At 44.4% G+C, this 26,324-nt stretch carries 23 protein-coding genes; 14 read left to right on the top strand and 9 right to left on the bottom strand.

The features are described from left to right. Positions 1-4: 4 nt before the first annotated feature. A complete protein-coding gene (locus RTN07_RS02065; RefSeq protein ID WP_312175236.1) occupies positions 5-397 on the bottom strand; it encodes a hypothetical protein in 393 nt (130 codons plus the stop codon). 269 nt (positions 398-666) lie between these two features. Between RTN07_RS02065 and RTN07_RS02060 the strand changes: the two genes are divergently transcribed. The 8 genes from RTN07_RS02060 (at position 667) to gspM (ending at position 7,615) form a co-directional block, all read left to right on the top strand. Beyond that, positions 667-1,362, top strand: coding sequence for an alpha/beta hydrolase (locus RTN07_RS02060; protein ID WP_312175233.1), 696 nt, complete (start codon positions 667-669; stop codon positions 1,360-1,362). Positions 1,363-1,562: 200 nt separating this feature from the next. After that, positions 1,563-2,687 (top strand): cell division protein ZapE, encoded by a 1,125-nt coding sequence (gene zapE / locus RTN07_RS02055; RefSeq protein ID WP_159769828.1) that lies wholly within the window; start codon positions 1,563-1,565, stop codon positions 2,685-2,687. Positions 2,688-2,731: 44 nt separating this feature from the next. Continuing rightward, on the top strand, positions 2,732-3,385 hold the full coding sequence (locus tag RTN07_RS02050; RefSeq protein WP_312175224.1) for an FMN-binding negative transcriptional regulator: 654 nt from the start codon (positions 2,732-2,734) through the stop codon (positions 3,383-3,385). A 2-nt stretch (positions 3,386-3,387) separates the two neighbouring features. Then, a complete protein-coding gene (locus tag RTN07_RS02045; protein WP_312175222.1) occupies positions 3,388-3,960 on the top strand; it encodes a nitroreductase family protein in 573 nt (190 codons plus the stop codon). Between the two features lie 88 nt (positions 3,961-4,048). Next, positions 4,049-5,275 carry an NAD(P)H-dependent glycerol-3-phosphate dehydrogenase gene (locus tag RTN07_RS02040; RefSeq protein ID WP_312175220.1) on the top strand — a complete coding sequence of 409 codons (1,227 nt, stop codon included), beginning with the start codon at positions 4,049-4,051 and terminating at the stop codon, positions 5,273-5,275. A 33-nt stretch (positions 5,276-5,308) separates the two neighbouring features. Further along, positions 5,309-5,761: a phosphohistidine phosphatase SixA gene (sixA, locus tag RTN07_RS02035; RefSeq protein ID WP_312175219.1), complete on the top strand. Its 453-nt coding sequence runs from the start codon at positions 5,309-5,311 to the stop codon at positions 5,759-5,761. Positions 5,762-5,797: 36 nt separating this feature from the next. Beyond that, the gene (gspL, locus tag RTN07_RS02030; RefSeq protein ID WP_312175216.1) at positions 5,798-7,102 is read left to right on the top strand and encodes a type II secretion system protein GspL; all 1,305 of its coding nucleotides are present in this window, start codon (positions 5,798-5,800) and stop codon (positions 7,100-7,102) included. Positions 7,103-7,123: 21 nt separating this feature from the next. Continuing rightward, positions 7,124-7,615: a type II secretion system protein GspM gene (gene gspM, locus RTN07_RS02025; protein WP_312175213.1), complete on the top strand. Its 492-nt coding sequence runs from the start codon at positions 7,124-7,126 to the stop codon at positions 7,613-7,615. Positions 7,616-7,683: 68 nt separating this feature from the next. Here gspM and RTN07_RS02020 read toward each other — a convergent pair whose 3' ends face one another. Both RTN07_RS02020 and RTN07_RS02015 read right to left on the bottom strand, forming a co-directional pair. Further along, complete coding sequence (locus tag RTN07_RS02020; protein WP_312175211.1) at positions 7,684-8,376, bottom strand: DUF2057 family protein; 693 nt, start codon at positions 8,374-8,376, stop codon at positions 7,684-7,686. 77 nt (positions 8,377-8,453) lie between these two features. Continuing rightward, positions 8,454-9,239, bottom strand: a complete 786-nt coding sequence (locus tag RTN07_RS02015; RefSeq protein ID WP_239742054.1) for a DnaA ATPase domain-containing protein — start codon at positions 9,237-9,239, stop codon at positions 8,454-8,456. A gap of 365 nt (positions 9,240-9,604) precedes the next feature. Between RTN07_RS02015 and RTN07_RS02010 the strand changes: the two genes are divergently transcribed. Next, the gene (locus RTN07_RS02010; RefSeq protein WP_312175207.1) at positions 9,605-10,525 is read left to right on the top strand and encodes a hypothetical protein; all 921 of its coding nucleotides are present in this window, start codon (positions 9,605-9,607) and stop codon (positions 10,523-10,525) included. A gap of 20 nt (positions 10,526-10,545) precedes the next feature. Here RTN07_RS02010 and RTN07_RS02005 read toward each other — a convergent pair whose 3' ends face one another. Continuing rightward, positions 10,546-13,284, bottom strand: a complete 2,739-nt coding sequence (locus RTN07_RS02005; protein ID WP_312175204.1) for a heavy metal translocating P-type ATPase — start codon at positions 13,282-13,284, stop codon at positions 10,546-10,548. Positions 13,285-13,471: 187 nt separating this feature from the next. Between RTN07_RS02005 and mrcB the strand changes: the two genes are divergently transcribed. Beyond that, positions 13,472-15,922 carry a penicillin-binding protein 1B gene (gene mrcB / locus RTN07_RS02000; RefSeq protein ID WP_312175201.1) on the top strand — a complete coding sequence of 817 codons (2,451 nt, stop codon included), beginning with the start codon at positions 13,472-13,474 and terminating at the stop codon, positions 15,920-15,922. Here mrcB and RTN07_RS01995 read toward each other — a convergent pair. Next, a complete protein-coding gene (locus tag RTN07_RS01995) occupies positions 15,919-16,065 on the bottom strand; it encodes a hypothetical protein (protein ID WP_312175198.1) in 147 nt (48 codons plus the stop codon). The two genes, mrcB and RTN07_RS01995, sit on opposite strands and share 4 nt — an antisense overlap. Before the next feature lie 227 nt (positions 16,066-16,292). Here RTN07_RS01995 and prmA point away from each other — a divergent pair, with 227 nt between their 5' ends. The 4 genes from prmA (at position 16,293) to purH (ending at position 20,930) form a co-directional block, all read left to right on the top strand. Further along, positions 16,293-17,201 (top strand): 50S ribosomal protein L11 methyltransferase, encoded by a 909-nt coding sequence (prmA, locus tag RTN07_RS01990; protein WP_312175196.1) that lies wholly within the window; start codon positions 16,293-16,295, stop codon positions 17,199-17,201. Positions 17,202-17,435: 234 nt separating this feature from the next. Next, positions 17,436-18,614 carry a DUF3426 domain-containing protein gene (locus tag RTN07_RS01985; RefSeq protein ID WP_312175193.1) on the top strand — a complete coding sequence of 393 codons (1,179 nt, stop codon included), beginning with the start codon at positions 17,436-17,438 and terminating at the stop codon, positions 18,612-18,614. 253 nt (positions 18,615-18,867) lie between these two features. Further along, positions 18,868-19,197, top strand: a complete 330-nt coding sequence (locus tag RTN07_RS01980; protein ID WP_409034774.1) for a helix-turn-helix domain-containing protein — start codon at positions 18,868-18,870, stop codon at positions 19,195-19,197. A gap of 152 nt (positions 19,198-19,349) precedes the next feature. Beyond that, entirely contained in the window at positions 19,350-20,930 is a 1,581-nt protein-coding gene (gene purH, locus RTN07_RS01975; protein WP_312175190.1) for a bifunctional phosphoribosylaminoimidazolecarboxamide formyltransferase/IMP cyclohydrolase, read from the top strand. Positions 20,931-21,030: 100 nt separating this feature from the next. Here purH and RTN07_RS01970 read toward each other — a convergent pair whose 3' ends face one another. The 4 genes from RTN07_RS01970 to sohB all read right to left on the bottom strand — a co-directional run bounded on the left by RTN07_RS01970 (position 21,031) and on the right by sohB (position 26,149). After that, on the bottom strand, positions 21,031-22,119 hold the full coding sequence (locus tag RTN07_RS01970; protein ID WP_312175186.1) for a type I glyceraldehyde-3-phosphate dehydrogenase: 1,089 nt from the start codon (positions 22,117-22,119) through the stop codon (positions 21,031-21,033). Positions 22,120-22,147: 28 nt separating this feature from the next. Then, positions 22,148-24,238, bottom strand: coding sequence for an AAA family ATPase (locus RTN07_RS01965; RefSeq protein WP_312175185.1), 2,091 nt, complete (start codon positions 24,236-24,238; stop codon positions 22,148-22,150). Positions 24,239-24,372: 134 nt separating this feature from the next. Then, complete coding sequence (locus RTN07_RS01960; protein WP_312175182.1) at positions 24,373-25,035, bottom strand: DUF1543 domain-containing protein; 663 nt, start codon at positions 25,033-25,035, stop codon at positions 24,373-24,375. A gap of 121 nt (positions 25,036-25,156) precedes the next feature. Continuing rightward, positions 25,157-26,149 carry a protease SohB gene (gene sohB / locus RTN07_RS01955; protein ID WP_312175180.1) on the bottom strand — a complete coding sequence of 331 codons (993 nt, stop codon included), beginning with the start codon at positions 26,147-26,149 and terminating at the stop codon, positions 25,157-25,159. Positions 26,150-26,324: the final 175 nt, after the last annotated feature.

Genomic DNA, 26,324 nt, shown 5'->3' with positions numbered 1-26,324 from the left:
ACAATTAGGGACATTTAAAGGTGATGGTATATTCGTAATCATCATCGCGGGCAAGGGTTTTTTTGCTGCCAAACACACTACCAATCATACCTATGGCTTGGTCAGCCGCGCGTCCCATGTTTTCATCCAACACGCCGTTATACTGGTAGCTATCGGTCAACACGATGGGCGATTTTCCGCGGCACTGCTCAGTTGCGATATGTAACGCATTTAATTTGGCGATATTCTTGCTTTTGCCTAACCCGGTGGTTTCTAGAGTATTGTTCGCGCGCTGTAGCACGGGTAAATTGGTTGGTGTGCTTTGACAAGCAGATAAATTCATTGCTGCTAATAGCGTGATAGTAGTGATTTTTAATGGGGTGATGTTTAATAAAGACGGTTTGAGAGATGATTTCATGATCTGCAGGCTGTCCCTTTTCAATAGCGGTGTTAAGTTTCCCATCAATTATCAACAATACAGGCAAACTCACCATTTTAACAATAGAATCTGGTTGATGGCTTGTATTAGTGTGTGGTAAAAAATGAGCCGCCGCAAGTGGTCTTACAAATCATAAAATCTGCGCAACAATTGGCTGGTTTGTTGATTTTCAAACTAGCTATTTTGGGTGAAATTGGTTAGCATGATGGGTGGTTTTTTTAACGTTTTTTGCTTAGATTAGGACGATTATGCGCTCACCTGCCCATTCATTAACCCATTCGCAATTAATAGATGCCCCTTGCGGCAAGCTTGAAGTTGACGCACTTTGGCAAGCTGACTCAACGGGCGTTGCCAACCCAAACGCCGCGTCAGTTGAGCGTGTTGCCATTCTTTGTCACCCCAATCCATTGCAAGAAGGCACGATGATGAATAAAGTGGTGACCACCATGTATCGTTTTGCCCGCGACCAAAACATGCATGTGGTACGCTTTAATTTTCGCGGTGTGGGTCAATCAACGGGCGAGTATGGCAATGTGACAGGTGAAATCGAAGACGCGTTAACCGTGCTGCAATGGATTCATAGCCAAACCGAGGCGCGCAAGCTATGGATTGGCGGATTTTCGTTTGGCGGATTTGTCGCCGCCAAGCTTGCCCAGCTTGTCAATGAACAAGGCGCATTTTTGGGCGTCGATGATTTTGACATTACGGATTTGGCATTGATTGCCCCTTCTATTGAAAAAAACGACACCTCAGATTTGCTACTGCCCACCGCGCAAACCTTTATGATTTATGGTGCGAATGATGAAGTGATTGCGCCAAGCTCGCTACAACAATTTGGGGAAAACTTTGGTATTCAAACGCACATCATTGACGATACAGGGCACTTTTTTCATGGTAAATTAGGGCAATTAAAACAGCTGCTTGAAGCGTTAAGTAGCAAATAACGCAGTTTTTATTTTATCCTAGTTCCTGATTGGTGTTTTTGATGGGTGTTTTTGATTCGGGTTTTTGGTGTATTTGACATCGTGAGCTATCTGGCACCTTAATGCCGTCTATTTAATCGCATCTATTTATTGAATACCCCTACGTCAAAGCACGTTGAAATGAAAATTTGACAACTTTTTAATTTACGCTGAGAGACAACATGCCCAACTCAAATTTACGACCCTTACAACGCTATGAGCTTGCGCTAAAATCTGGTGAGTTTAGCGAAGATGCACAGCAGCGCGCTGCGATGACTTATTTGGACAATGTCTATGAACAAATCATGGACAACCGCGCCAAACAACGTGGGCTATTTAGTTTTTTAAGACGTACTGAGCCGCCCAAAGGGCTATATATGTGGGGCGGCGTGGGTCGTGGTAAGACTTGGATGATGGATATGTTTTTTGAGTCGGTGCCCGCCGACAGCAAAATGCGCCAGCACTTTCATCACTTTATGAAGCGGGTACACGCCGAGCTCAACAAGCTACAAGGTCAACAAGACCCGCTACAAAAGGTCGCCGATATCATCCATAATGAAGCAGATGTGATTTGTTTTGATGAATTTTTTGTCTCCAATGTCTCCGATGCGATGATTTTGGGCGATTTGTTTACCATGCTATTTAAAAAAGGCATCACCTTGGTTGCCACATCAAATATCGCGCCAAATGGCTTATATAAAAATGGTATTCACCGTGACCGTTTTTTACCTGCCATTGCCGAAGTTGAAAAAAACTGTACGGTCATGAACATTGACAGTGGCATCGACTACCGTCTGCGCGTATTGCAGCAAGCCGAACTTTACGTGTCTCCGTTGACCAAAGAAAACATCCACTGGCTTGCCAACCGCTTTACCGCGCTAAGCAACAACCAACACATTATCCAAGACCCCATTCATATCAATGGTCGTGATATCGCCATCAAAGGTCGCACCGAAAACACCTTGTACATTGATTTTCGGGCGTTATGTATGCAGCCGCGCTCAGCCAGTGACTTTATTGAAATCGCCAATGATTTTAGCACGGTGCTGGTGGACGATGTGCCTATACTCAACGATATTATCGCTGACCCGACAAGGCGCTTTATTTACCTCGTCGATGAGTTTTATGATCGCCGCGTCAAGCTTTTGGTACGTGCAGAACAGCCGATTTTACAACTGTATGATGGGCAAAAATTGGCGTTTGAAATTGAGCGTACGCGCTCACGGCTGTTAGAGATGCAATCAGAAGAATATCTCAAAGCGGAACATCGTTTGGATGAGATAAAAAAAGAAGATATGACCATTTAAATAATCCAAAGCCTTAATTATTATGCAGGTGAGTGGCTTTAACGATGTATATTCCCAAAGATTTTTCTCAAACCGATTTTGAAGCCGTTAAAGATTTTATTGCTGCGTCGCCATTAGCAAACATAATGGCATCAAACGGCGATTCGGTTGAAATCTGCCCTGCTCCGCTACTTTGGCAAGTAGATGAACAAAATCCGCTTGGCTATTTGATGGGTCATGTGGCAAAAGTCAATCCGATTGTAAAGATTGACGCTAAAAACTGGAAAGTTGTTTTTACTAGCCAAGGTCATTATATCAGCCCAAATTGGTATCCTACTAAGGCGATTACCCATAAAGAAGTGCCGACGTGGAATTATCAATCGGTGATTTTTTCGGTGACACCGCAACTAATCACAGACGCAACTCAAATCAAGCAGATTGTCGCGACGATGACGGATTTTTTTGAGCATCAACTTAAACAAACTAACCCCAGTCATGAGCCTTGGTCTTTAAGTGATGCGCCAAGTGATTATATCAATGGCATGTGCCGCGCGATTGTGGGGGTTAAGTTAACCATTCATAATTTTGAAGCCAAATTTAAACTTAGCCAAAATAAAACTTTGGATAATCAGCAAGGCGTGATTGACGGTTTAACACAACTGCAATCAGCGACAGCGGATAATATGGCAACGCTAATCAATAACCTCTTTAAGGAATAAAAATGACAAATTCAGAAATTTTAGACTTTATCAAATCGCGCCGTTCAATCGGCAACCTTGTCGCTCCTGCACCCAACCGCGAGCAAGTCGAACAAGCGATTGAAGTCGCCCTATCTGCCCCCGATCACAAGGATTTAAACCCGTACCGTTTTATCGTACTTGAAAACCAAGGGCTCAACAACTTAGGCACGGCGTTAAAAAATGCCGCGATGGCACAAGGTGAAACTGACGAAAAAACCCTCGCCAAATCGGAAAACATGCCGCTGCGTGCGCCGATGATTATCGCGTGTGTGACCGATTTTAAACCCCATGATAAAGTCCCCCATTGGGAACAAATAGCGGCAAGTAGTTGTGCGGTGCAAAATCTCCTGCTTGCCTTAATGGCACAAGGGTTTGCCACCGTATGGCGCACCGGCCCACTTGCCAATGCACCTGCAATCAAACAACTGTTTAATGTAACCGCTGATAACCAAGTCATTGCTTTTGTGTATGTTGGCACAGCCGTGTCGACCATCCCGCCGCGTTCTAAGATAGACGTCACACCATTTATTGTTTATGATAATGGCACAAACTAACGGCTAAGCTAGCCGTTTTTATATTTTGCTCATGTAAAGGGTGCCCTGTTATCAGTATTTGCAGGACAAGTGGATTCAAGGATTTTCAATGAAAAAACCCCAGTTAGCAACCAATCTAAGTGAAAATTTAGAAAAGCTGAATGTCAATCGTGAAAAAGCCAGTAAGCTGTTTGCCGACGTCATTGAAAAAGCGGTCAAAAAGTCTAAGCCTGACACCCCAGCGCTATTAGAGAAAGACTTAGACGTAGAGACAGACTTAGACAATCAGCTCGCCAACGAGCCTGCACCCCTCAAAATTGCCGTGCTGGGCGGTGGTAGTTTTGGTACGGCAATGGCAAATTTATCGTCCAAAAATGGCTGCGAAGTCACGCTTTGGGTACGCGATAAGCGCAGCGTCAAATCGATGCAAAAAACCCACATCAACAAAAAATACTTGCCCGACCATAAGCTTGATGAGCGCCTGCAATTTACCCATGATTTGCAAGCAGCCGTCAAAGGCAAAGATTTGATTTTTGTGGCAGTGCCTAGCGCTGCTTTTCGCGAAACTTTACAAAAAATTGCGCCTTTTATCAGCGCTCAAGCCATCGTGTCTTTAACCAAAGGTATGGAAAAAGATACCTTTGCGCTAATGAGTGATGTGATCGCGGATGAATTGCCCAATGTGGCTTTTGGCGTGATGAGCGGCCCCAATCTCGCCAAAGAAATCATGAATAATATGCCATCTGCCACCGTGATTGCCAGCCAATCTGCAGCGCTACGGCTCGCGGTACAAAAAGCGCTGCACAGTGCGTTTTTTCGGGTGTTTGCCAGTGATGATTTAATTGGCGTGGAGCTTGGTGGTGCGCTTAAAAATATTTATGCCATCGCCATGGGCATGGCGGCTGCCTATGACATCGGGGAAAACACCAAAGCCATGATTTTAACCCGCGCATTGGCGGAGATGAGCCGATTTGGCGTCCAAGCGGGGGCTAATCCCCTGACCTTTTTGGGGTTGTCGGGCGTGGGTGATTTGTATGCAACTTGTTCATCGACCTTAAGCCGTAACTACCAGATTGGTAATATGCTAGGGCGTGGCATGAGCCTTGACCAAGCCATCAAAAAACTGGGGCAAACCGCGGAAGGAATTAATACTATCCAGCAGGTGAATGAAAAAGCCATGAAAGCGGGTATTTATATGCCAATTACCCATGCCTTGCACGATATTATCTATGAAGACAAAGCGCCGCTTGGGGTTGCGTTAAACTTAATGGAAGCAGGATTTAGAAGTGATGTGGAATTTGTCATGCCGCATCAAGTACAGCCAAAGCATAACTGACAAACACTATTTTAAACATTTTTAGGTAAATACATGCAATTAATTTTAGTTCGTCATGGCGATGCAGGCGCTTATACCCTGCCAGACCATGAAAGAAATTTATCAGCACTGGGTCAAGCCCAAGCTTCACAGACCGCAGCGTGGCTTGCCGAAAACTTTGAGCCCGACCATTTTATCGTCAGTCCTTACAACCGCGCCCAGCAAACCCTTGCCCAAATCCAGCAATTTTTTCCCCATGTGCCTGTGACCACGTATGAGGGCATCACCCCCGATAACGATGCAGACATCGCCGTGGATGCGCTAAGCGAATTGGTTGGCGATTGCATGGTGGTAGTTTGTCATATGAATATCATTGCTAAAATTGCCCATATTCTCACGGATGATCCCTTAGAGGGTTTTGCACTGGCTGAAGCGCGTGTGTATGATATGGGTATATTGGCACCCAGTCTTGCCGCTGAGATCAAACGTTTTGTTCCCACCTGTTAGGTGATTTAATTTGTCAATTTTGTGTAGGACACTTCTGTGATTCATATTTGGTTGCCAACTCAGCATGCTGCCTTACGTTTATGGCAACAAACCACCCAGACTTGGCAAACGGCTGACGATTGGCAAACGCTTGCGACCCTTGCCAATTTGCAAACCACGCAATCAGCCAAGCTGCAAGCCTGTCTCTATTTTCCTAGTGTCAATTTATTAACAATCCAGCCTACCCTTTCAGCAAGCCAGCTCAACGCTCTGGGCGACACCGGTAGACGCTACTTATTTGAAGATATCAGCATTGGGTCGGTAGACGATTTACAAGTCAAAATCCAGCCAACCTCAACCAACAGCGAATTCCCCGCGTTATTTGGGCTTCATGCTGCCGATATTCATTCATGGATCAATGCTGCCTCGTTGGCGGGTATTGAGATAATCGCTTTAGTGCCAGATTTTTTACTGCTGCCGACTATAGATACTAGAATTGATACTAAAATGGATATTAGGATAGCTACGAGCACAAACACGAGGGCTACAGAGACGAGGGCTACCACAAGCGCGGTCTACTACCAAGATGCAGATACCCAGTTATTAAAACTGCATACTTATCACGGCATGGCGGTTAGTTTTTTACCGCTGGTACTCACTAAATTACCCATGCTAGAAACGCTATATTTAACGGGTTTTCACGATGAAACCGTTGCCCAGCAATTAGCCAGTATGCCTAATTTATCCATTGCATCGTCTGAGTTGTTGCCTACCCCAATCAAAGACCCGATCAGACATTTTTTTAACTTTGCGACAATCAAAGGCAAAACGACGCTTGCGCCTTATGCCAAAGTCATCGCCCTAGTCACCGTTTGTGCGCTGCTGACAGCCTTTATGGTCGATGCGCTTCGTTGGTATTATTATAACCAAGCACAAAAACAAGCTGCAATTTTGCTAGCTCAGCAATATACCCAGTGGTTCCCCAATGAGCCGCTTAGTAGCAAACTCACCCTGCAGCGACAGTTATCTGGCAAATTAACCACTCAGCAATCAGCCACGCCAAACGTACTTCAGATATTGTCGTCCATACAGCCCGTATTGCAACAGTACCAACTGACCGCCAAGCAGCTTAATTTTCAAAATAATCACTTACAACTGCAGCTTTTATCATCAAGCGCCGACTCGTTAAACAAAGCCGTCAATGACATGGTAAACAAAGGGATAAAAGCCAAGCTAGGGTCTGTGGATGCTGCTATGCCCGCTGCAATGTCTTCGAACACTGCCAGTGCGGTTTCCAGTGCAGTGGCGCCAACTTCTGCTGGCAGTGCCCTTGCGATGATAGATATTGAATTGGCAGAATAAACCCACGACTGAGATGAATTTATGAAACCGCACCCCTCACTGAGCCAATCCCTGCAAAAACTAACCACGCCTCTGGGTCATGCCTTTCAAAATTTATCACGTCGTGATCAGATTGCGCTGCTGATATTGGCAATGTTCTTGCTTTTTTTTGTGGTCGGTGTCGGTGGTTGGACGCTGCATAGCAAAGCCAACCAAGCACAAAAAAAATACGATGAAACCATGGCAGATGTGTTTTGGCTACGCAGTCAAGCAGGTAACATCAATCCCAACCAAACCCAACAAGTCAGTCAAGCCGATGCTATCAAACAAATACTCACCCAATCAGGTATTGTCAATGCGCAAGTGGTCGAGAATGGCAATACTATCCAAGTGGCCTTTAGTCACGCGCAGGCCAGCGTAATCACCAATATACTTAATCAGTTTGAACAACAAGGTATCCGCATCCAGCAACTACAAATCAACCAACCAGCCCTCGATAAGCTTGAAGTACAATCTGTCTTATCTATTAACTAATGGTAAAAGACCATAAAAAACGATGCACTTGGCATCGTTATTTTAGCGCATGGTGGCGCATTGGCTGATTATTTTTGCACCCACTGACGGATTTTATCACGCTCTGCTGGCGTTGCTCTCAACCATAACTGCATAAATTGATCGAGACTATCCGATGAACTGACCGTGGTCACAACCGCTTGATTGCCATATTGATTACTAGGTTGATTGATAGCGGGAATCGCGCCCCCTGATTGTCCTAAGGCATTGATGGTTTGTTGATTGGCTTCAACCGCTTTTGAGCTACCACTAAACACACCGCCTAACGCATTACCCAATCCACTAAAAATGCTTGAACTACTGCTGGATGTGGCTTGCTGACTTGCAATGATTTGCTTACCTTGTAGCACCGCTAGTGTGGGTTGTTTGACATATTCTTTGGCGGCATTATAGTCCTCTGGTTGACCTAGCATATCCAAAACATACGTTTGATTGTCGGCAAGCTCTACTGGAACGCTAATATTGCTTGAACGTAACACATCGTGATTGTCACCGCGCAGCTCGTACAACCGATTGTACTTGGCAGTAATTACATGTTTGCCTGGCTCAAGTTTGTAGGTTTTTTGCGGTTTTGAAAGCAAGCCGTTTTTGACTTCTTGACCATTAATGGCGGTCACCACGGTATTATCAGCAACATTCAAGGTGACCTGGGCAAATGTTTGTGTGGTTGCTAACACGCCCGCAGTCAACGCGGCAGCCGTCCATAAGTACTGTTTATTCATAGGATATCCTGTTGTTTTACATCAAACTGTTAATGGATTCTAACCCATTTATCACGCAATTCCTATGACAAACCCGGTCAAAAATCTAAAAAATTCTCATTTTCTGCAATTTCATCAAAATCCGCCAATTCAAAATTGAGCGTTAAATTATCAATGATGTTCATCGCATCTTGAATTTTGGCTTTGCTCACTTTGTTTAATGGGGTGCGTTCCATGTTAGAAAATAATGGCTGCAATTCGTTTAATACTGCTAACATCGCACCGATGCGGTGTGGACCTTCATTGAGCAAATAGTCGATGATGCGCGGGTCAAAGTGCCAATGACGACGGCGTAATACCGATTCCAAAATCAGCTGTCTATCAAGCCTATCACTGCCCGTTGGCAATTGAAAAGTCGCGGCTCGAGCAAGCCTTGATAGCAAATCTCGCAGCTCAAAATTTAACGCTTTGACAGGCAAACGACTGGCAAAAATAATTTTATTGCCGTATTCTTGCGATAAATTAATCAGATGAAAAACTGCTTCTTGCCATTCAGGATGACCTTGAATTTCATCCATATCATCAAGCGCAATCACTGTGGTATTCTCTAGCGATGACAACACCATGGCATCCATGTTGGCATTTATCAGCTCACGCAGCGATAGATAAATAACAGATTGGTCGATATCACGGAAGGATTCGCAGATAGCGTTGAGTAGATGGGTTTTACCTGTATCGCGCTCGCCGTATAGATATAGCTGCGTCAATAGCCCTACATGCATTTGGCGCACCACATCGATGATTGATACCCAGCCTGGACCACTAAAGTCACTGATACTCGCGGACTGCTTGATATTTAAGTTTAGACTTAATTGTTCCGACATTCATGCACTCGCAATCGGTAAGATATCCCTTTTTGAAAATAAATCATAAACCACTATAAATATAGGTCGGCAAACATAGTGCTGCCCAGTTCGCCGCCCTATCCTTAAAAGTTTAAAAGCAAAAAATAAAGCGTCTAACTAAATTTTCACTATTATAACCTAAATTTATGAAATAGCTACTCACGCGCCTTTTGCCCCGTGTCGGGTTATTTCAAATTTAGTTACCTTTCTTATTTAGTTTTTGAAACACTCAAGACAAAAACAGTCAATGCCATTATAGCGCTGAATGCGATGATATAACCAAAGATTGTACATGTCTTATCATTTTAGTAGTATATTTGATTATCTTTGTAATGGAGACTCTTATGTCTTTTGTTAACCAATGGCGTGATGCGAATTTTTTTAGACCATTACATATCACTATGAGCACCTTGAGCGCTATAGGGCTAGGCTTGGGACTTACCGCATGCCAGCCCACCCCTGAGACAAATAACCGAGCGAGCGACGCCCCTTCGCCGTCTAACGTACCTGAAGTCATCATTGCCCAAACCCCAGCCAGTATCCCACCTGCCACAGTCGGGTTAAAACGCATGGATTTTCCGGTGTATTTGGCAGGTGTGCCCAATCTACTGCATCCGATTATTCCGTCAGTGCCTATCAATCGCAAATATGACAGCGATGGCAGTGATGCTAAAAAATCACCCGTCAGTTACTTCCAAGAAGTTGCTGCGTATGAATTTCAAAGCAGTGTTTACAATATTGTGTTTGAAGGGTTAAAAACTGGGCAAGTACACCGGCTGTTTCCACAAGATAATTTTGTGATAAGAGCGGTGCACACGCCCTTGGTAGATTTAACCCAAGATGACAAAAAAGCGCAGAAGAAAGCTACCATGTCGCAAACTGCAACCAACCAACCGCAAGCCGCTAAAGAAGCAACCAGCCCATTGGCAGTCAAAGTCGGCAACACCTTACTGCTAGGCTATTTTATCTATGAAGTCAAAGAGATAGCTGATGATAATGACAATAAAACCAATCTCGATCAGCAGCTCACCTTGTATTTAAGCGATTTGAATGGCAAAAATTTATTGAAACTCACGCCCAATAATCAATATTTTAAACATTATAAATGGCTGCCTGAGACCAAACGCTTTTACTTCTCAACCCAAGCTGATACCAATGGCGATCGGGTGATTGATGAGAATGATAAATACTTCTACTATTTCATCGATTTTGCCAAAAACGCGCAAATAGTCACGGCGTATGATTTTAGTAAGCCAAAAGCATAAAGCTTTGTTAAACTGCACTATTAAGCGCGTTTGAGACGTAACGCATTAAGCACCACAAACAGTGAGCTCAATGACATACCAATCGCAGCCAACCAAGGCGGCACATAACCTAACGCAGCGGGTATCAGTACGATAAAATTATATCCTAGCGCCCATTTGAAGTTTTGGGCAATAATGCGATCGGTCTTGAACGCCACTTCACGCGCTTTTGCCACGACTTGGATTTGACCATTGAGCACTAAAGAGTCACTGGAGACTTGCGCCAAATCTGCCGCACCCGCCATAGCGGTTGAGATATTGGCAGCGGCAAGTACCGGCGCATCATTTACCCCATCCCCGACCATTTGCACGATGTGTCCTTGCTGCTGCAGGGCTTTTAAATGTTGTACCTTATCATTCGGGGTAAGACCTTTATAAACTGTGTCAATACCAAGCTCGCGCGCTACCTCAAGCGCCTGAGCACTAGGGTCACCGGTAAGCATCAGCACCTGCGCGCCTTGGTCTTTGAGATGTTTAATGGTAGCTAAGGCGCCTTCTCGGACTTTATCATGAAAATAAAAATGCGCCAGTGGTTGCCATTTTTTGCTTAGGCTATCTTGTCTCGATAAGGTCACACTGGTGCTGGCTTGGTGTTTGCTCAGATTTGGCAGTAACCCATCGTCTAATCCTGATTGCACTGCAAAACCATGATGACCTAGACGATAACTTAGCCCATCAATCGTAGCTTGCAGACCGCCCCCCGGAATGTGTACCAAATCGCTGGTAGCGGGCAAATGCATTTGCCGAGTCATTGTCAATAACGCATGAGCAATGGGGTGACGACTACCCACTTCAAGGCTCGCTGCAATACTTAAAAAATGGTTTTTTATCTCGTCTTCGTTTTTGGCGTCATCTTCAGTAAAATCTACTGAGGGATTTTGTTTAACACCATACGGTACATCCAGCGTTTCAATCGCCATCAAATTGGGTTGACCGTACGTCAATGTACCGGTTTTATCAAAGGCTACATGGGTGACTTCAGCGAGTGTGGTAATGGTATGCCCGCGCGTCGCCAAAAACCCAAGGCTCGCTAATCGATTGGTAGAAACGGTTAATGCGATGGGCGTGGCCAGTGACAAGGCACAGGGACAAGTAGCGACCAATACGGCAACCGTTGCCCAAATGGCATGACTCGGCTCAATAAAATACCATGCCAAAAACACCATACTGGCAATCACCAGTACCCGCGCGACAAACCAGCGTGCCAGTCTGTCTGCTTTTAAGGCGATTTGCGGCTTTTCACTGAGCGAGCGATTCACTAGCCTGTCAATCACGCCCATTTGGCTATCATTGGGTAATGTGGTGATTTGCATCACAAACGGCTGACTGTCATTTTGGCTACCGCCCACAATGCTATCGCCCAAGCGTTTGATGATTAAGTCACTCTCCCCGGTCAATAAACTTTCGGACACCGTGGCACTATCCGACAGCAAAATACCATCACTGATGATACTGCTACCGGCATCAATGCGGACAATATCACCAACTTTTAGCGACTGCGCCGAAACCATTTGCTCATTATCACCCCTATTGGCAGGGTCTACACTAAGTGACTGATAAAAAAGGTCTTTATATTGACTGGCATATAGCGCTACTTGTGAGGTATCCGTATTCTCTAGCGCTAACGGCGCTTCATGACCCAGCTTTGCGACCAACACAGGCTCGACGACCACCAAATCATTGGCTAAATTGGCAGCTTTCAGCCTGGCATTGTGCTCGACAAATTTGCCCGCCAATAAGAAAAATATCAGCATACTAACCGAGTCATAATAGGTCTCGCCTGTGCTAGTCAATGTCGCATATAAACTTGCCAAAAAGGTAATGACAATGGCGATACTAATCGGCACATCCATATTGACTTGGCGGGCTTTAATCGCTGACCACGCCGATTGAAAAAATGGCAATCCTGCAATCAAAAACACAGGAATACTAACAAACAGCGATACCCAGCGTAAAAATTGCCGATCGTTGACGCCGATACCTGAATATTCCCCAAAATATAGCGCCACTGCAAACATCATCGCTTGCATGGCACCCAATGCCGCAATGCCCAATTGAAACAACATACGGCGATTATCTCGCTTGAGCATCGCTTCATGGGTATCTTGCCGATAGGGTTTGGCATCATACCCAATGGCTTGCACATTTGCCAAAATTTGGCTAATCGGCAGTTTTTTCTCATCCCATACCACGCGCATCCGTTGATTGGTGAGATTGACTTGGCAAGTGTCCATGCCATCAAGGCGATATAATTGGGTTTCAATCAGCCAACTACAGGCAGCACAGCGCAAATTGCTGATTGACAGCTCGGCAACGCTTTGCCCTTGCTGATGGTAAATAAATTGCGATTTGATATCATCGTGGTCATAGGCTTGTAGCTGATATAACGAATCAGGGAGACTGGCGGTACGATTGATTTCACTGCGGTCAAGATAGTATTGCTCAAGCCCCGCCTCGATGATACTTTGCGAAGCAAGCTGACAGCCCATACAGCACATCGCCCGATTTTCACCCAATACATGGGTAAAAAATGGCGGGCTCGGTAGCGGGTCGCCACAATGAAAACAATGCCCTTCTGCTGGCAACACCAGCTCCACATCTTGATATGTGGTAGTAAATTTGCTACCTACCTCATTATGCGTACGGCTAGGCACATCGGTCACAACCGACTGCCCAATATCCGATTGTTTTGCCCCAAATTGGCTATTGTTTGGCATCATCAAATCCCCTAGGGCAAAAACCCTAACTCACCCAAAAATGACTGTTATTGTACTCCAAAACGGTCTATTAAAGTTTAAAAATCCTGTATAAACGTGGCAAAATAGCACGATGTTTACATTGTATTTTGGCGTATTTTGGGTCATGATAAAGCACTTTTTTATACCCTTGATCGTGACGCATTTTTGTATGAATTCAACCGTTATCTCTGCCGCTAAAAATCGCCTAAACTCGCCTAAATTCCAGCATGGCTCAAACCAACAAGGAATGTTTATCCTGAGTTTCATCTTTGTGGTGGCAGTATTGGTCGGCTTGGTCTTGCTTGGGTTATATTTGGTGCGCCAAGATAATGTCATCACCCAAAAATTTGAGGGCAAACGCTGGAATATCCCTGCAAAAGTGTACTCGCAACCGTTAACGTTGACGGTGGGTAATCCCCTTAGCGATGATGAATTGGAAAATTGGTTAAATTTACTCACCTATGCCCCTGACAAAAACTATGACAATGCCGGCACTTTCACCAAAAAAAATGGCGAGTACTATATTCATACCCGCGAATTTAAATTTGCCGCCAACGATACTGAGCCATCGCAAATTATTAAGGTCACGCTCAAAGATAACCAAATTGAAAAATTACAAAGTACCCATCCCAATCCATCGGGTGTGGCGCGGGTTGAGCCAATTTTTATTGGCGGTATCTATCCAGACAACAATGAAGATCGCATCGTTTTGACCATCAATGACTATCCGCAGCCATTAATTGATGCGCTGGTGGCAACCGAAGACCGCAGTTTTTATCAGCATCACGGCGTGTCTATCCGCGGGATAGGACGTGCGATTTATAGCAATTTTATGGGCGGTTCACGCCAAGGCGGCTCCACCATCACCCAGCAACTGGTTAAAAACTTTTATCTCAACTCAGATCGTACTATCAAACGTAAAGCCAATGAAGCAGTGATGGCGATTTTGCTGGAAATGCATTACACCAAAAGTGAGATTTTGCAAGCCTATATGAATGAGATTAACTTAGGTCAAAATGGCAATCACTCCATCAACGGGTTTGGGCTTGCCTCGCAGTTTTACTTTAACCGTCCGCTAAAAGAGCTTCGACTCGACCAAATGGCGATGCTCGTAGGGCTTGCCAAAGGTCCTACCCAGTACAATCCGCTACGCTACCCCGATGCTGCCCTAAAACGCCGTAACGTGGTGCTGAGTAATATGCTCATAACCGGTAAAATCAGCCAACAGCAATATGATGAAGCGGTGCAACAGCCACTGAGCATCTCTTACAATCCTGTGATTGGTAAAACGCGTTTCCCTGATTATCTCGATGTGGTCAAGCGAGAACTCACCCGTACCTATGATGCCAACGATCTCAAAAACGAAGGGTTAAGAATATTTACCAGTTTTGATCCCAATGTTCAAAAAACCGCTACCAGCGCGGTCATTCAAAGCGTCAATCAGTTAAAAAAAAGTAATCCCAAACAGCTCACTAATTTGCAAGCCGCCCTAGTCAGCGCCAATCCCAACAACGGTGAACTGCTCGCTGTGGTGGGAAGTAGTCGTGATTTTACCGGTTTTAATCGCGCCGTCGATGCCAAGCGCCAAGTTGGCTCTTTACTCAAACCGATTATTTACTTAACCGCATTTGAGCAGGGTCGTTACAATTTATCAAGTAGTGTCGATGACAGCCCGATTGTGCTAAAAATGACCGATGGTAAGACATGGACACCCAGCAATTACGGTGGCGGCAGTCATGGTATTGTCCCACTCACCAGCGCTTTAGCCAATTCCTATAACCAAGCCGCAGTGCGTGTGGGCATGGAAGTCGGTATTCCCAATTTTTTAAATCAATTGTACCGTATGGGTATCAACAGCCCATTGCCCAATTATCCATCTACCTTGCTTGGCGCGGTGAATCTATCGCCCATGGATATGTTGGGGATTTATCAAGTACTGGCAACCGGTGGCTTGCGTCATGAAATTCATACCATTCGCACGATTATCGATGACCAAGGACGAGTGGTTCAGGGCATGGAACAAAAAAATCAGCAAGTTATCAACCCCACGGCTGCCTATCTCACCAATTATGCAATGCAGCAGGTCATCAAGCAAGGTACCGCCAAAGCGGCGCTAGCGCTCGGTGACAATCTCAATCTTGCAGGTAAAACAGGGACTACCAATGATTATCGCGATGCGTGGTTTGCAGGTTATAGTGGCAATGTGGTCAGCGTTGTTTGGGTCGGTTTAGATGACAACAAACCCACAGGTCTAAGTGGCGGTAATGGCGCTTTGCCGATGTGGATGAATTTTATGAAGCAGCAAAAGCTTACCCCGGTTAATCTCATCGCGCCAGGCAATATCGAATGGCTATGGATGGAAAACGGCAAATCACAATTATCCAATGAAAAATGTCCAAATGCCATCTATGTACCTGTTGATACCGACAATCTACCGCAAGATAGTAGTGAATGTGCGGTGCAAATTTATCAACGTGAGCAAGAAGCTAGATTTGCGGCACAGCAACAACAGGCAATGAGTGAGTTTGGACAGAGCCAACAACAGCGCTATGACAATATTGAGCGTAGACAAACCGATGAAGATACCATTGGTAATAACCCACCTGCAGCCAATCCTTAGCAAAATGAGGCGACTAATACGGGGAATACCCAGACTAACCCTAATACCCCCAATACCGCTAATAATAGCAGCGACCCGACCCATACCAACCAACCACTCAATGCAGCGCCGCGCTCGCAGTCTTGGTTAGAAAAATCGGTCAAAGAAATGTTTTAAAGACAATAACAGGCAAACCTTCTTATTTGTCCTTACCCTTACCGCTAGGTGTTTTGGCTTAGGTGCGCCAAGCAATAACATGGGCGTTTTCATTTTTGAGTCACATCGCATTTTTGGCTGAATGCGTTTATACTACCAACTCAGTGCGCTCGCCTTTTATTGTTTCATTATTTTATTTTTTCATTATTTTATTTGTTATTTTTAAGGACTGTTTATGCCTTGGCAGCAATTACATATTCAATGCGAAAAATCGCAAGCCGAACTGGCGGAAACCTTGATGCTAGAAGCCGATGCGCTCAGTATCAGTTTAGATGATGCAGGTGACCAACCGCTATTTGAACCATTGCCAGGTGAATCGCCATTGTGGGATGATGTGATTGTGACTGGGCTATTTGATGGTGATTGTAATTTGGAAACTTTGAGTCAAGATATCGCCAATGATGTGGTGGCGACGCGAGTTTGGACCAGCCGAGTGGATGACAAAGATTGGGAACGTGAGTGGATGAAGAACTACCATCCCATTGAATGTGCCAATGGACTTTGGATTGTGCCCAAATGGATGTCACCCCCTAACCCCAATGCGATTAACATCATCATGGATCCAGGCTTGGCATTTGGCACAGGTTATCATGCAACCACCCGTCTTTGTATTGATTGGCTGACAGAACAGCCCCTGCAAGATAAAGTGGTGATTGACTATGGGTGCGGCTCAGGTATTTTGGGCATTGCGGCGCTTTTGTTAGGCGCAAAACAGGTGTATGCGGTCGATATTGACCCCCAAGCGGTATTAGCCACCCATCAAAATGCCGAGCGCAACAAGGTAGCCGATCAGCTTCAGGCATTTTTACCCGAACAATTTAGTGACTATTGTAAACAGCAGGCTATTTTGCCCGTGGACTTGATAACCGCAAATATTTTAGCCAAACCACTAATGAGCCTTGCCCCTTATTTTGCGACATTATTGAAATCTCAAGGTAGCATTGTGTTGGCCGGTCTGATTGAAAACCAAGTGGAAGATGTAAAAGCTGCCTATCAGCCTTATTTTGAGATGGATGGCGAATTTACCTTTAGCGCGCAGGAAGATAAACATTGGCATCGCCTCTCAGGTTTTCGCCGCGCGTAGAACAAGTCGCGATTGGTATAAAAAGCCTTACAAGGAAGTAAGGTCGTCTTTTGCCCGTCAAAGCCTAGTAACAGCCTAACAACATAGCTAGTAACATAGCTAGCAGCCTAGTGAACATAAATTCTAGAAAATTTGTTGACTTTATTTTTTATTCGTCATTAAATGATTTAGCACACGACATTATTAACAATCAAAGACGCAAACTAAAAATGCTAAAAGGGAAGTGATGTTGCGATGAATTTGTACAATGCCAAATGCCCAAACTGTCAACACGCATTTAAAATCAATGATGAACAGTTAGCCGTTAGACATGGGTACGTTCGTTGTTCCTATTGCAAAACCATTTTCTCAGCTACTGAACAGCTAGAACAAAAAAAATTTGCTAACAACAATCCGCTCTCAAGCCCAAACCCTCAGACGCCCTCAGCGCTCATCGATGATAAATCTGAGGAGATTTTATTTGACGATGAGTCAGGTATTGATGAAGCCGGCAATCTCATTGTCGATGAACCCGTTAAACCCATCTCACCCTATCCCTTGTCACAATCTCATACAAAATCAGCCTATGCTAAATCAAACAGCACCATAGATGACTTAGAGATTATAGACAATTTTGACCAACTGCCCATAGCCAAAAATACCAACCCCAAAGTATTGATTGGCGATGAGGACGCCGTTGAAGCGATAGACCTCGCCCAAGATAACGAGACGTTAGGCGATGAGCAGGCTTGGCTGCTAAGCTTAATGGCACAAGCGGATGACAACGAAGCAGCGGACGACACAGCCGGCGCCAAGCGAGGCATGGATGGGGTGTTTAACACAGATATTTTTGACCAAATTCCGATTGATACTCGTAGTGAGCAACAAGCAGATTTGTTAGCCTATCAACAAAAGATTGATGAACGCTTGTCACAACAAGTTTCCTCGCAGCAATTGGCGAATGCAAAAATTTTTAATATGGGCATTATTTGGGGATTAGGTAGCTTATTATTAGTCTTTTTGTTAGCCGCGCAATATATTATTTTTAACATCGACACCCTAATCACTTCAAAAACAAACGCGGCCGTGCTCTCAAATATTTGCCATAAAATCCCTGCCTGTCAATTGCCTATCGCTGATACGGGTCTTATTGATGTGCAGATGCTAGCGCTTGCCCATTCATCCAAACTAGCGGGGAAAACTGACATGATATTTACTCTGACCAATACCACGGATAATAATATTGTCTATCCGAGTGTTAAGGTTTCGCTGCGCAGTGGCAATACCATACTTGCGCAAACCCTACTCACCCCTAGCCATTATTTGGAAGCCGGTAACAACTATTTGATGCCGCATCAAATAAAACCCGTCAAATTGCGTATTGACTTTCCAAAAACCAAAGTTCAAGCCGCTAATATTGAGCTGATTTATTAAATTTTTTTGGCTTCATTCAATTGAGCTTCTTTTTAGCTTCATTCCAATATTGATACACCAAGCCTCCAGTATCTAGTATTTATCGCAGAATTTTACATATTGTAAACAACTTAAGCTTGCTATCAGTTTCATAATTGTTTTAGTATAAGTACTAATAACTTTATTATTCGTCTTGATATTTAAGTTTTATTTAATCTGTTAACTAACGAATTATTCAATAAATTTGTAATCAAATTTAGTTTGAGAATCTGTTATGCCCAATTCTGTTGCTTTACAAAATCGCGCCAAGTATTCCAATATGTCAGATAACCCATCTAATCCCTACACTACCCATACCCCATCGCAAACTTCTCCCAGCGCAAGCCTAGCTCATCACATTGAGCTTGTAGTGCGAGAGTACTTCGATAATTTAAAAGAACAACAACCGACCCAACTTTATGAGCTTATGTTGTCACAATTTGAAAAACCGCTAATCAGTGTCGTCCTTGAACATACCCGCGGCAATCAAACCAAAACCGCCGAGATTTTAGGACTTAACCGCGGTACATTGCGGAAAAAACTCAAAACCCACCAATTGCTATAATTGATAAAAATACCCGCTTTTTTATGATAAGATATCCCTATATTTAGGGATTTATAGAGCTGGGGTATGAAAGCCAATCAGTCAGTTCGTCATAACTGACTTTTTTGTTTTTTCTGCCCCTAGTGTTTTTTTGTCAACGAGTCGAGTCAATTATGAATCAAGCTTATGCATTGCTCTCTGTTTCTGATAAATCGGGTATTGTGGATTTTGCCAAAGGTCTAATCACCCACGGTTTTCGTCTACTATCAACAGGCGGCACCTACAAACTACTCAAACAACATGACTTAGCAGTGACTGAGGTCGCAGAATACACAGGTTTTGCAGAGATGATGGATGGTCGGGTAAAAACCCTGCATCCAAAAATTCATGGCGGTATTTTAGGTCGTCGCGGCACGGATGATGCGATTATGCAAGAACATGGTATCGACCGCATTGATATGGTGGTTGTCAATTTATATCCATTCGCCCAAACCGTTGCCAACCCAAATGTCACCAAAGAAGACGCCATCGAAAACATTGATATTGGTGGTCCTACCATGGTGCGTGCCGCGGCAAAAAACCATGACCATGTCAGCATTGTGACAAGCCCCAACGATTATGCAGCCATCTTGGGTGAGCTAACAGCAAACGGCCGTATCAGTGATACCACCCGTTTTGATTTAGCGGTAAAAGCATTTGAGCATACCGCACATTATGACGGTATGATTGCCAACTTTTTAGGCAACCGCCTGCAAAGCTTTGAATCGGCTGACCAATTCCCGCGTACCTTTAACGTGCAAATGGACAAAGCGCAAGACTTACGCTATGGTGAAAACCCGCATCAACAAGCCGCTTTTTATGTCGAAAAAGCGCAGGTTAATGGTCAAAAAGAAGCCAGTATTGCCACTGCCAAGCAATTACAAGGTAAAGAACTATCTTACAATAACATCGCAGATACCGATGCGGCGTTAGAATGCGTGAAATCGTTTGATATGCCTGCGTGTGTCATTGTTAAACACGCCAATCCTTGTGGTGTGGCCGTGGATGCCGACTTAACCCATGCTTATCAAAAAGCCTTTGCCACTGACCCAGAATCTGCGTTTGGCGGTATCATTGCCTTTAACCGTGAATTAGATATCAAAACAGCAAAAGCGATTGTGGATCAGCAATTTGTTGAAGTCATTATCGCCCCAAGCGTTGCCGAGGGTGTGCTCGATGTCACATCTGCCAAGAAAAATGTGCGCGTGTTAGTCTGCGGTGAATTACCAAACCCAAGTGAGCGCCAAGCCCAGTTTGATTTCAAACGCGTCACCGGTGGTTTATTGGTGCAAGCGCAAGATTTAGGCTTAATCACTTTAGATGATTTAAAAGTGGTGACAAAAGTACAGCCGACTCAGCAACAATTCGATGATTTGCTATTTACTTGGCAAGTCGCCAAATATGTGAAATCCAACGCGATTGTGTATGCCAAAGATGGGCGTACCATTGGGGTAGGCGCAGGTCAAATGAGCCGCGTCAACTCAGCACGTATTGCCGCGATTAAAGCTGAGCACGCTGGTCTATCGCCTGTGGGTGCGGTAATGGCATCAGATGCCTTCTTCCCATTCCGTGATGGTATTGATAATGCTGCAGCGGTGGGAATTAAGGCGATTATTCAGCCCGGTGGCTCCATGCGCGATGACGAAACCATCGCTGCAGCCGATGAACATGGCATTGCGATGGTGTTCACCGGTATGCGTCATTTTAGACATTAATTTTTGTTAGGCATAAAAAAGGCGAAACTGACTAGGTTTCGCCTTTTTTAATTGATAATTTTTTTCTTTTTATAGCTTCGTTAGAGTATATAGCTTAGGTTTAGAGTTTGGCTAAGGTTTGGCAAATATCGAGCATGCGATTGGCGTAGCCCCATTCATTGTCATACCAAGCAAACACTTTAAATTGCCGCCCCACGCTCATGGTCTGTAAGCTATCAATCACCAATGAATGCGCATCATGGATAAAGTCACTGGACACCAATGGCTCATCGCTGTAATCCATGATACCCGATAAATCTTGTTCACTGGCATGTTTTAACAGCTGATTGATAGCGGGAACATCCGTGGCTTTGTCAAAGGTAAATGTCACATCAATTGCCGCGACATCCATGGTCGGTACGCGGATAGAATACCCATTCACCTTGCCTGCCATATGCGGCATCACCCGATTGACCGCAGCGATACTACTTGATGTGGTTGGGATAATGTTATGCCCAGAAGCCCGTGCACGGCGCAAATCACGGTGCACTTGGTCAAGCACGGTTTGGTCAGCGGTTACCGCATGGATTTCGGTCATCATTGCTGATTCGATACCATAGGCACGGTGCAATACATATAGTAAAGGCACGAGCGCTTGGGTGGTACACGACACACTGGATAAAATCTTTTTATCACGGCTAAGCTCATGGTCATTGACGCCCACGACGATACTGGCATCTACATAATCAAACGGAGCAGCCCCAATCATTACCTGCTTGGCGCCCGCGATAATATGCTGCGACGCCTGTTCATAGCTACGAAAATGACCCGTGCTCTCAAGCACCATGTCGATGCCCAGTTTTTCCCAAGGTAATTTGGTGGCAATGGGCTGCTGTATCAATGCAATTTTTTGCCGAAACTCCCCTTGGCTTAATAGTAAGAAATGCTGTTGTTTTTCCCCCAAATCCACTGTTTTTAATTCAATATGAATATCACTGACCGCAGATAATCGACCATGGGTACTGTCATACTTGAGTAAATGTAACAGGGTTGCTGGCTCAGCAATATCATTGATGGCGACGATATTTAACGGCTGTAATTGTAAAGGATTTTGACAAAACCGTTCGATATAAGCACGTAGCACGTTGCGCCCAATACGACCAAAGCCATTAATAGCGATGTTAAAAGGTTTGATGGTAGAAGCATTCAATCAGGGATATTCCTTACTAAACAAGTGCTCAATTGCCATGCGGTTTTAAAAACAACAAGGCAAGTTTGACATCATTATAAGAATAGGCGTTTCTTAACTCTTCGACAATCGCACGAATTTTGATTTTGCCATCGTTATCTTTATCGCGTTTGTCATCACGTTTGGCTATTTTTTGATACGCCTTATCAATCGGCTGTAGCCATTTGTCCTCAGGGCGTAGATGCGCTATGTTAGCGCGGGGAAAATGCTCAGCAATTTTCTCGATATGTCCCATCACGGTTGATTGGGCGAGATTACGGGCTTGCGCAATTTCTGCAATGGTCAAACTTTCATCCAGCAGGGCTTTGGTTTCAAGCACCGTGGGGGTGATAACGCCTGCCGCATCATCCGCCAAAGATTGCAGCTGCTGTACAGCATGGCGACGTTTTTCAATCAGTTTTTGCTGTTGTTTGGCGCGATTTTCATACGCAGCGATTTTTTCTTTATCCAGCGTACCCCGGCATTGAATGATAAATTCACGATGAAGGTCATTGAGCTGTTTTTTACTGCGCGTCAAAAATTCACATTCTTGCTCTGCACTGATCGCTTGAAATCGCTGGTCAGCCCCGCGCGCTAAGGGATCAAGCTGTAAGCTTAATTCATTGACGCCCAGTAATTGTAGTCCAGATAGCTGCTTTAACCGTGATAAAGCCACATAGCCCTGCCCTTTTTCAAAGGTTTTCGACAAATCCACTTCTGCCGCATCCAGCGTCATGCCTTGGCTTTTGTGAATGGTAATCGCCCACGCTAGCGTCAAGGGGATGTGATAATAGGCAGCGAGTATTTCGCCCTCTTCATCATCAATACGCCATGAATCATATTCAGCAATGACTTTGCGGCCGTCATTGAGCTCAACCAAGGGATAAAGTAACTCCGATAATTTGTCATCAGCCGTGTCTGTCGCGGCGGTATCATCCTCATCCCTCTCCTCATCCCTGGGGTGAGTTTGTTGTGATTGACCCCCATTGACTTCATCCAGCAAGTCAGCCATATCGGCTTGTTGTTCTTGTTCAATGGCATCGAGCAAGGCACTTGCATCTGCTGCTAGCGCTTGTTCATCGAGCGGCTCAGATGGATGATTGTTTGACGGGCTGTTTTTTGATGGACTATCGTCTGTTTGTTTATTTGGTTGTTTAAGGGTAGTGGCAACAAAATCAACTACCTTGCCCATGGTGCCATTTGAGACATTAAGCTCGGCGTTGTTTTTGATAAACATCACTTTTGCACCAAGTTTGAGCACCAGTTCGGGGGTATTGCGCACGGATTTTTTTAGCGTTTCAACGAGCTTTTCATCGCCTTCTCCCCAAGCGTGAAAAGTATGCGCCGCTGTGGTAAGTTTGCCAAGTTCCTGCTCATTGATGGCTTGCACGTTGACATTGTGGGTAAACAGTCGGGTACGGTTGTCGGCTAGCACATGCTCAGCCGTAGCGGTCAAAGCAGGCATGATATGGGGGGTAAACTGTTGGCTACGAATTTGATTTAAAATCGCATTTAAATCCAAGCCATAATACGTGTTGCCTGCCACCGCTGTTTTGTCAGTTTTTTGGCGGTGCTGCTCAGATAAATAGCAAATTTGAAAATCTGCATCCAACCAAGCTTGCGCCATAAAGGCAAATTTATCTCGGTTGCTCTCATGGGGCTCACCAATCGGCGGCAACTGAAAAAAATCTCCGGCGACCAATAGCTGTATCCCACCAAATGGCAATGTGTTTTCTTTGATGGCTTGTAGCACTTGGTTAATCAGCTCAAATTGCTGTCGATGCAGCATTGAGATTTCATCAATCACCAATACTTTGGTGCGTTCAATGCGCTCCACAACCACCGTGCGTTTTTTGATGCGGGCGATGTCTTTGGCGGTTAACTCATTACTGATGCCGATGCCCGCCCAGCTGTGAATGGTCATGCCGTTCATGTGGGTAGCAGCAATACCTGTGCTTGCCGTCACCGCCACCGCCACATCCCTTGCGCGCAGATAATGCAAATACTGATTGATGGTATAGGTCTTGCCCGCCCCTGCTGAGCCTGTTAAAAATACATTTTTACCAGTTTTAAGGATATCAAGGGCGGTGGCTTGTTTCATTGGTTATAAAGAGCTTTTGTAGATAAAAAGAAGGGGTTAAAAAAAGCGAGTTAAAAATGAGCCTACTATAAAGGCAAAGCTTATGAAAGGCAATGATTGACAGCACCAAAATACGCCATCAAACGCTTCACGGGTTAGTCAATCATGGTTTTGATTTGCTTGAGACTTAAATAACCAATATGTAGCGCATCGTCAGGTAACTGATTTTTTTCAGGCTCGGTTAATGGCTGAATGGTTAACGCCACGTCATTTGGCAGTAAATCAGCCACACAGTGAATATCATCCAAGTCGAGTTGATACTTATCATCTACATGACTGGTTGCCACGCCGCTTTTGGCGGTATCGACATTATCAAATGTATAATCTTGATAAAATGCCGTTTTTTTAACTTGCGCCGTTGCTTTACCTAGCGTCTCGGCTACCACAAGTGTTTTATAATGGAACTCTTCAAATTGACCCGGTAGATAACCGCCTAAATTGACAAAATAAAGTTGTTTGCCCTGACTATCTAATTTGTTATCTACCCTATCATCTTCAAACCTGCTATCTGCAAGCGCTTTATCTTTTGACAATCCATCCTTTGAAAAGCTATCTGTCGACAACAAAATTTGATAATCACCCACCCGCTTCACTTCTCGCCATGCGTCTAAGTGCCAGTTGTTTTTGACTGCCGGCCAGTGCTGATTGACAGTCTCAATTGTTTCACTTAGGCTATTTGCAATCACAAACATCACATCATGCTGTTCAATGAGTCGTCCTTGGGGGCGCGCCCCGATTTTTAACATAAATAGTTTCATAGTTATACGCCCAAATGTTTCGCCATTAAAAAGTTAAAAACCTGCCAAGCCTCATAGGTTTTCGTCACGGGTTTTTGTCACAGGTTTTATCACCACAGGTTTTTATTATTTTATCTTACGGTTATTTTTTGACCATCTGCATTTTAGCGCTTTCTAACTTTGCCAACGCATTTGGTAGTTTATCAATCGCCGTCGCTACCACCGCTTGTGCCGCTTGCGAGATGCCTAGCTTCTGCGCGATGGTCGGTTTTTGGCGAGATTGAATGGCATACAATTCGCTATTTGTCATTTTTTCTAAGATATAACTGTCCGATGTTTGCAGGGCATCGACCAAATTGCGCGTTATCGCATCTTCACCGTACCAATGCTCACCAGTTGCCACTTGTTCAACATCCAAACTTGGACGGTATTTACGCACAAAGTCTTTAAATAGTTTGTGCGTTTCTTCCAGTTCTTGTTGGAATTTTTGTTTGTCTTCTTCGGTATTTTCACCAAACACGGTTACCGTGCGTTTGTATTTACCTGCGGTAAATACTTCGACATCGATGTCATGTTTTTCTAATAAATCATGAAAATTAGGCACTTGTGCCACCACACCAATCGAGCCCACCACCGCAAATGGCGCCGCCAAAATTTTATCAGCCACACACGCCATCATATAGCCACCACTGGCGGCGACTTTATCAATACAGACCGTTAAGTGTAGCCCTGCTTCTTTGATACGTGCCAACTGCGCTGCCGCTAGACCATACGCGTGTACCATGCCACCTGAGGATTCAAGACGCACAATGACTTCATCTTCAGCTTGCGCAACCGTCAATAGCGTACTGATTTCTTCACGCAGTTGCTGTACTTCAGTGGCTTTTATATCGCCATGAAAATCCAGCACAAAACAATTTTTGTTAGCGGGTTTATTTTTGAACAGACCAAATTTTGAAGGGGTTTTTTTGGGATTGTCTTTTTTCGTCAAGTCTGTCAATGCGCGGCTGATGAGTGATGTTAACCCTTTATCATTCACCATTTGCAATTGTAATTGTTGTTTGCGCTGGGCTTTGACTTTATTTAAATGGGTGACTTTCATTTCAAGCGGATGTTTGGCGTTTTGAAATAGCATAATAACTCTCTAATTAAGGGCTCTAATTAAGGAAAAAATTGACACAATGGGTTTTATATAGCGTTTATTTTGCTGTTTTCAATCGCTTATCCACACAATATTCGCGAAATGTCTGTGACAGGCATGGCTAGTAGAGATGCATGATAAACCGTGTTTCATATTGTGAAATTTGAGT

The sequence above is a fragment of the Moraxella sp. CTOTU46934 genome, assembly GCF_031979465.1.
Classification (GTDB): domain Bacteria; phylum Pseudomonadota; class Gammaproteobacteria; order Pseudomonadales; family Moraxellaceae; genus Faucicola; species Faucicola tetraodonis.
Note: the sequence above shows the minus strand (reverse complement) of the source record. Positions and strands in the feature narration are given on the sequence as shown.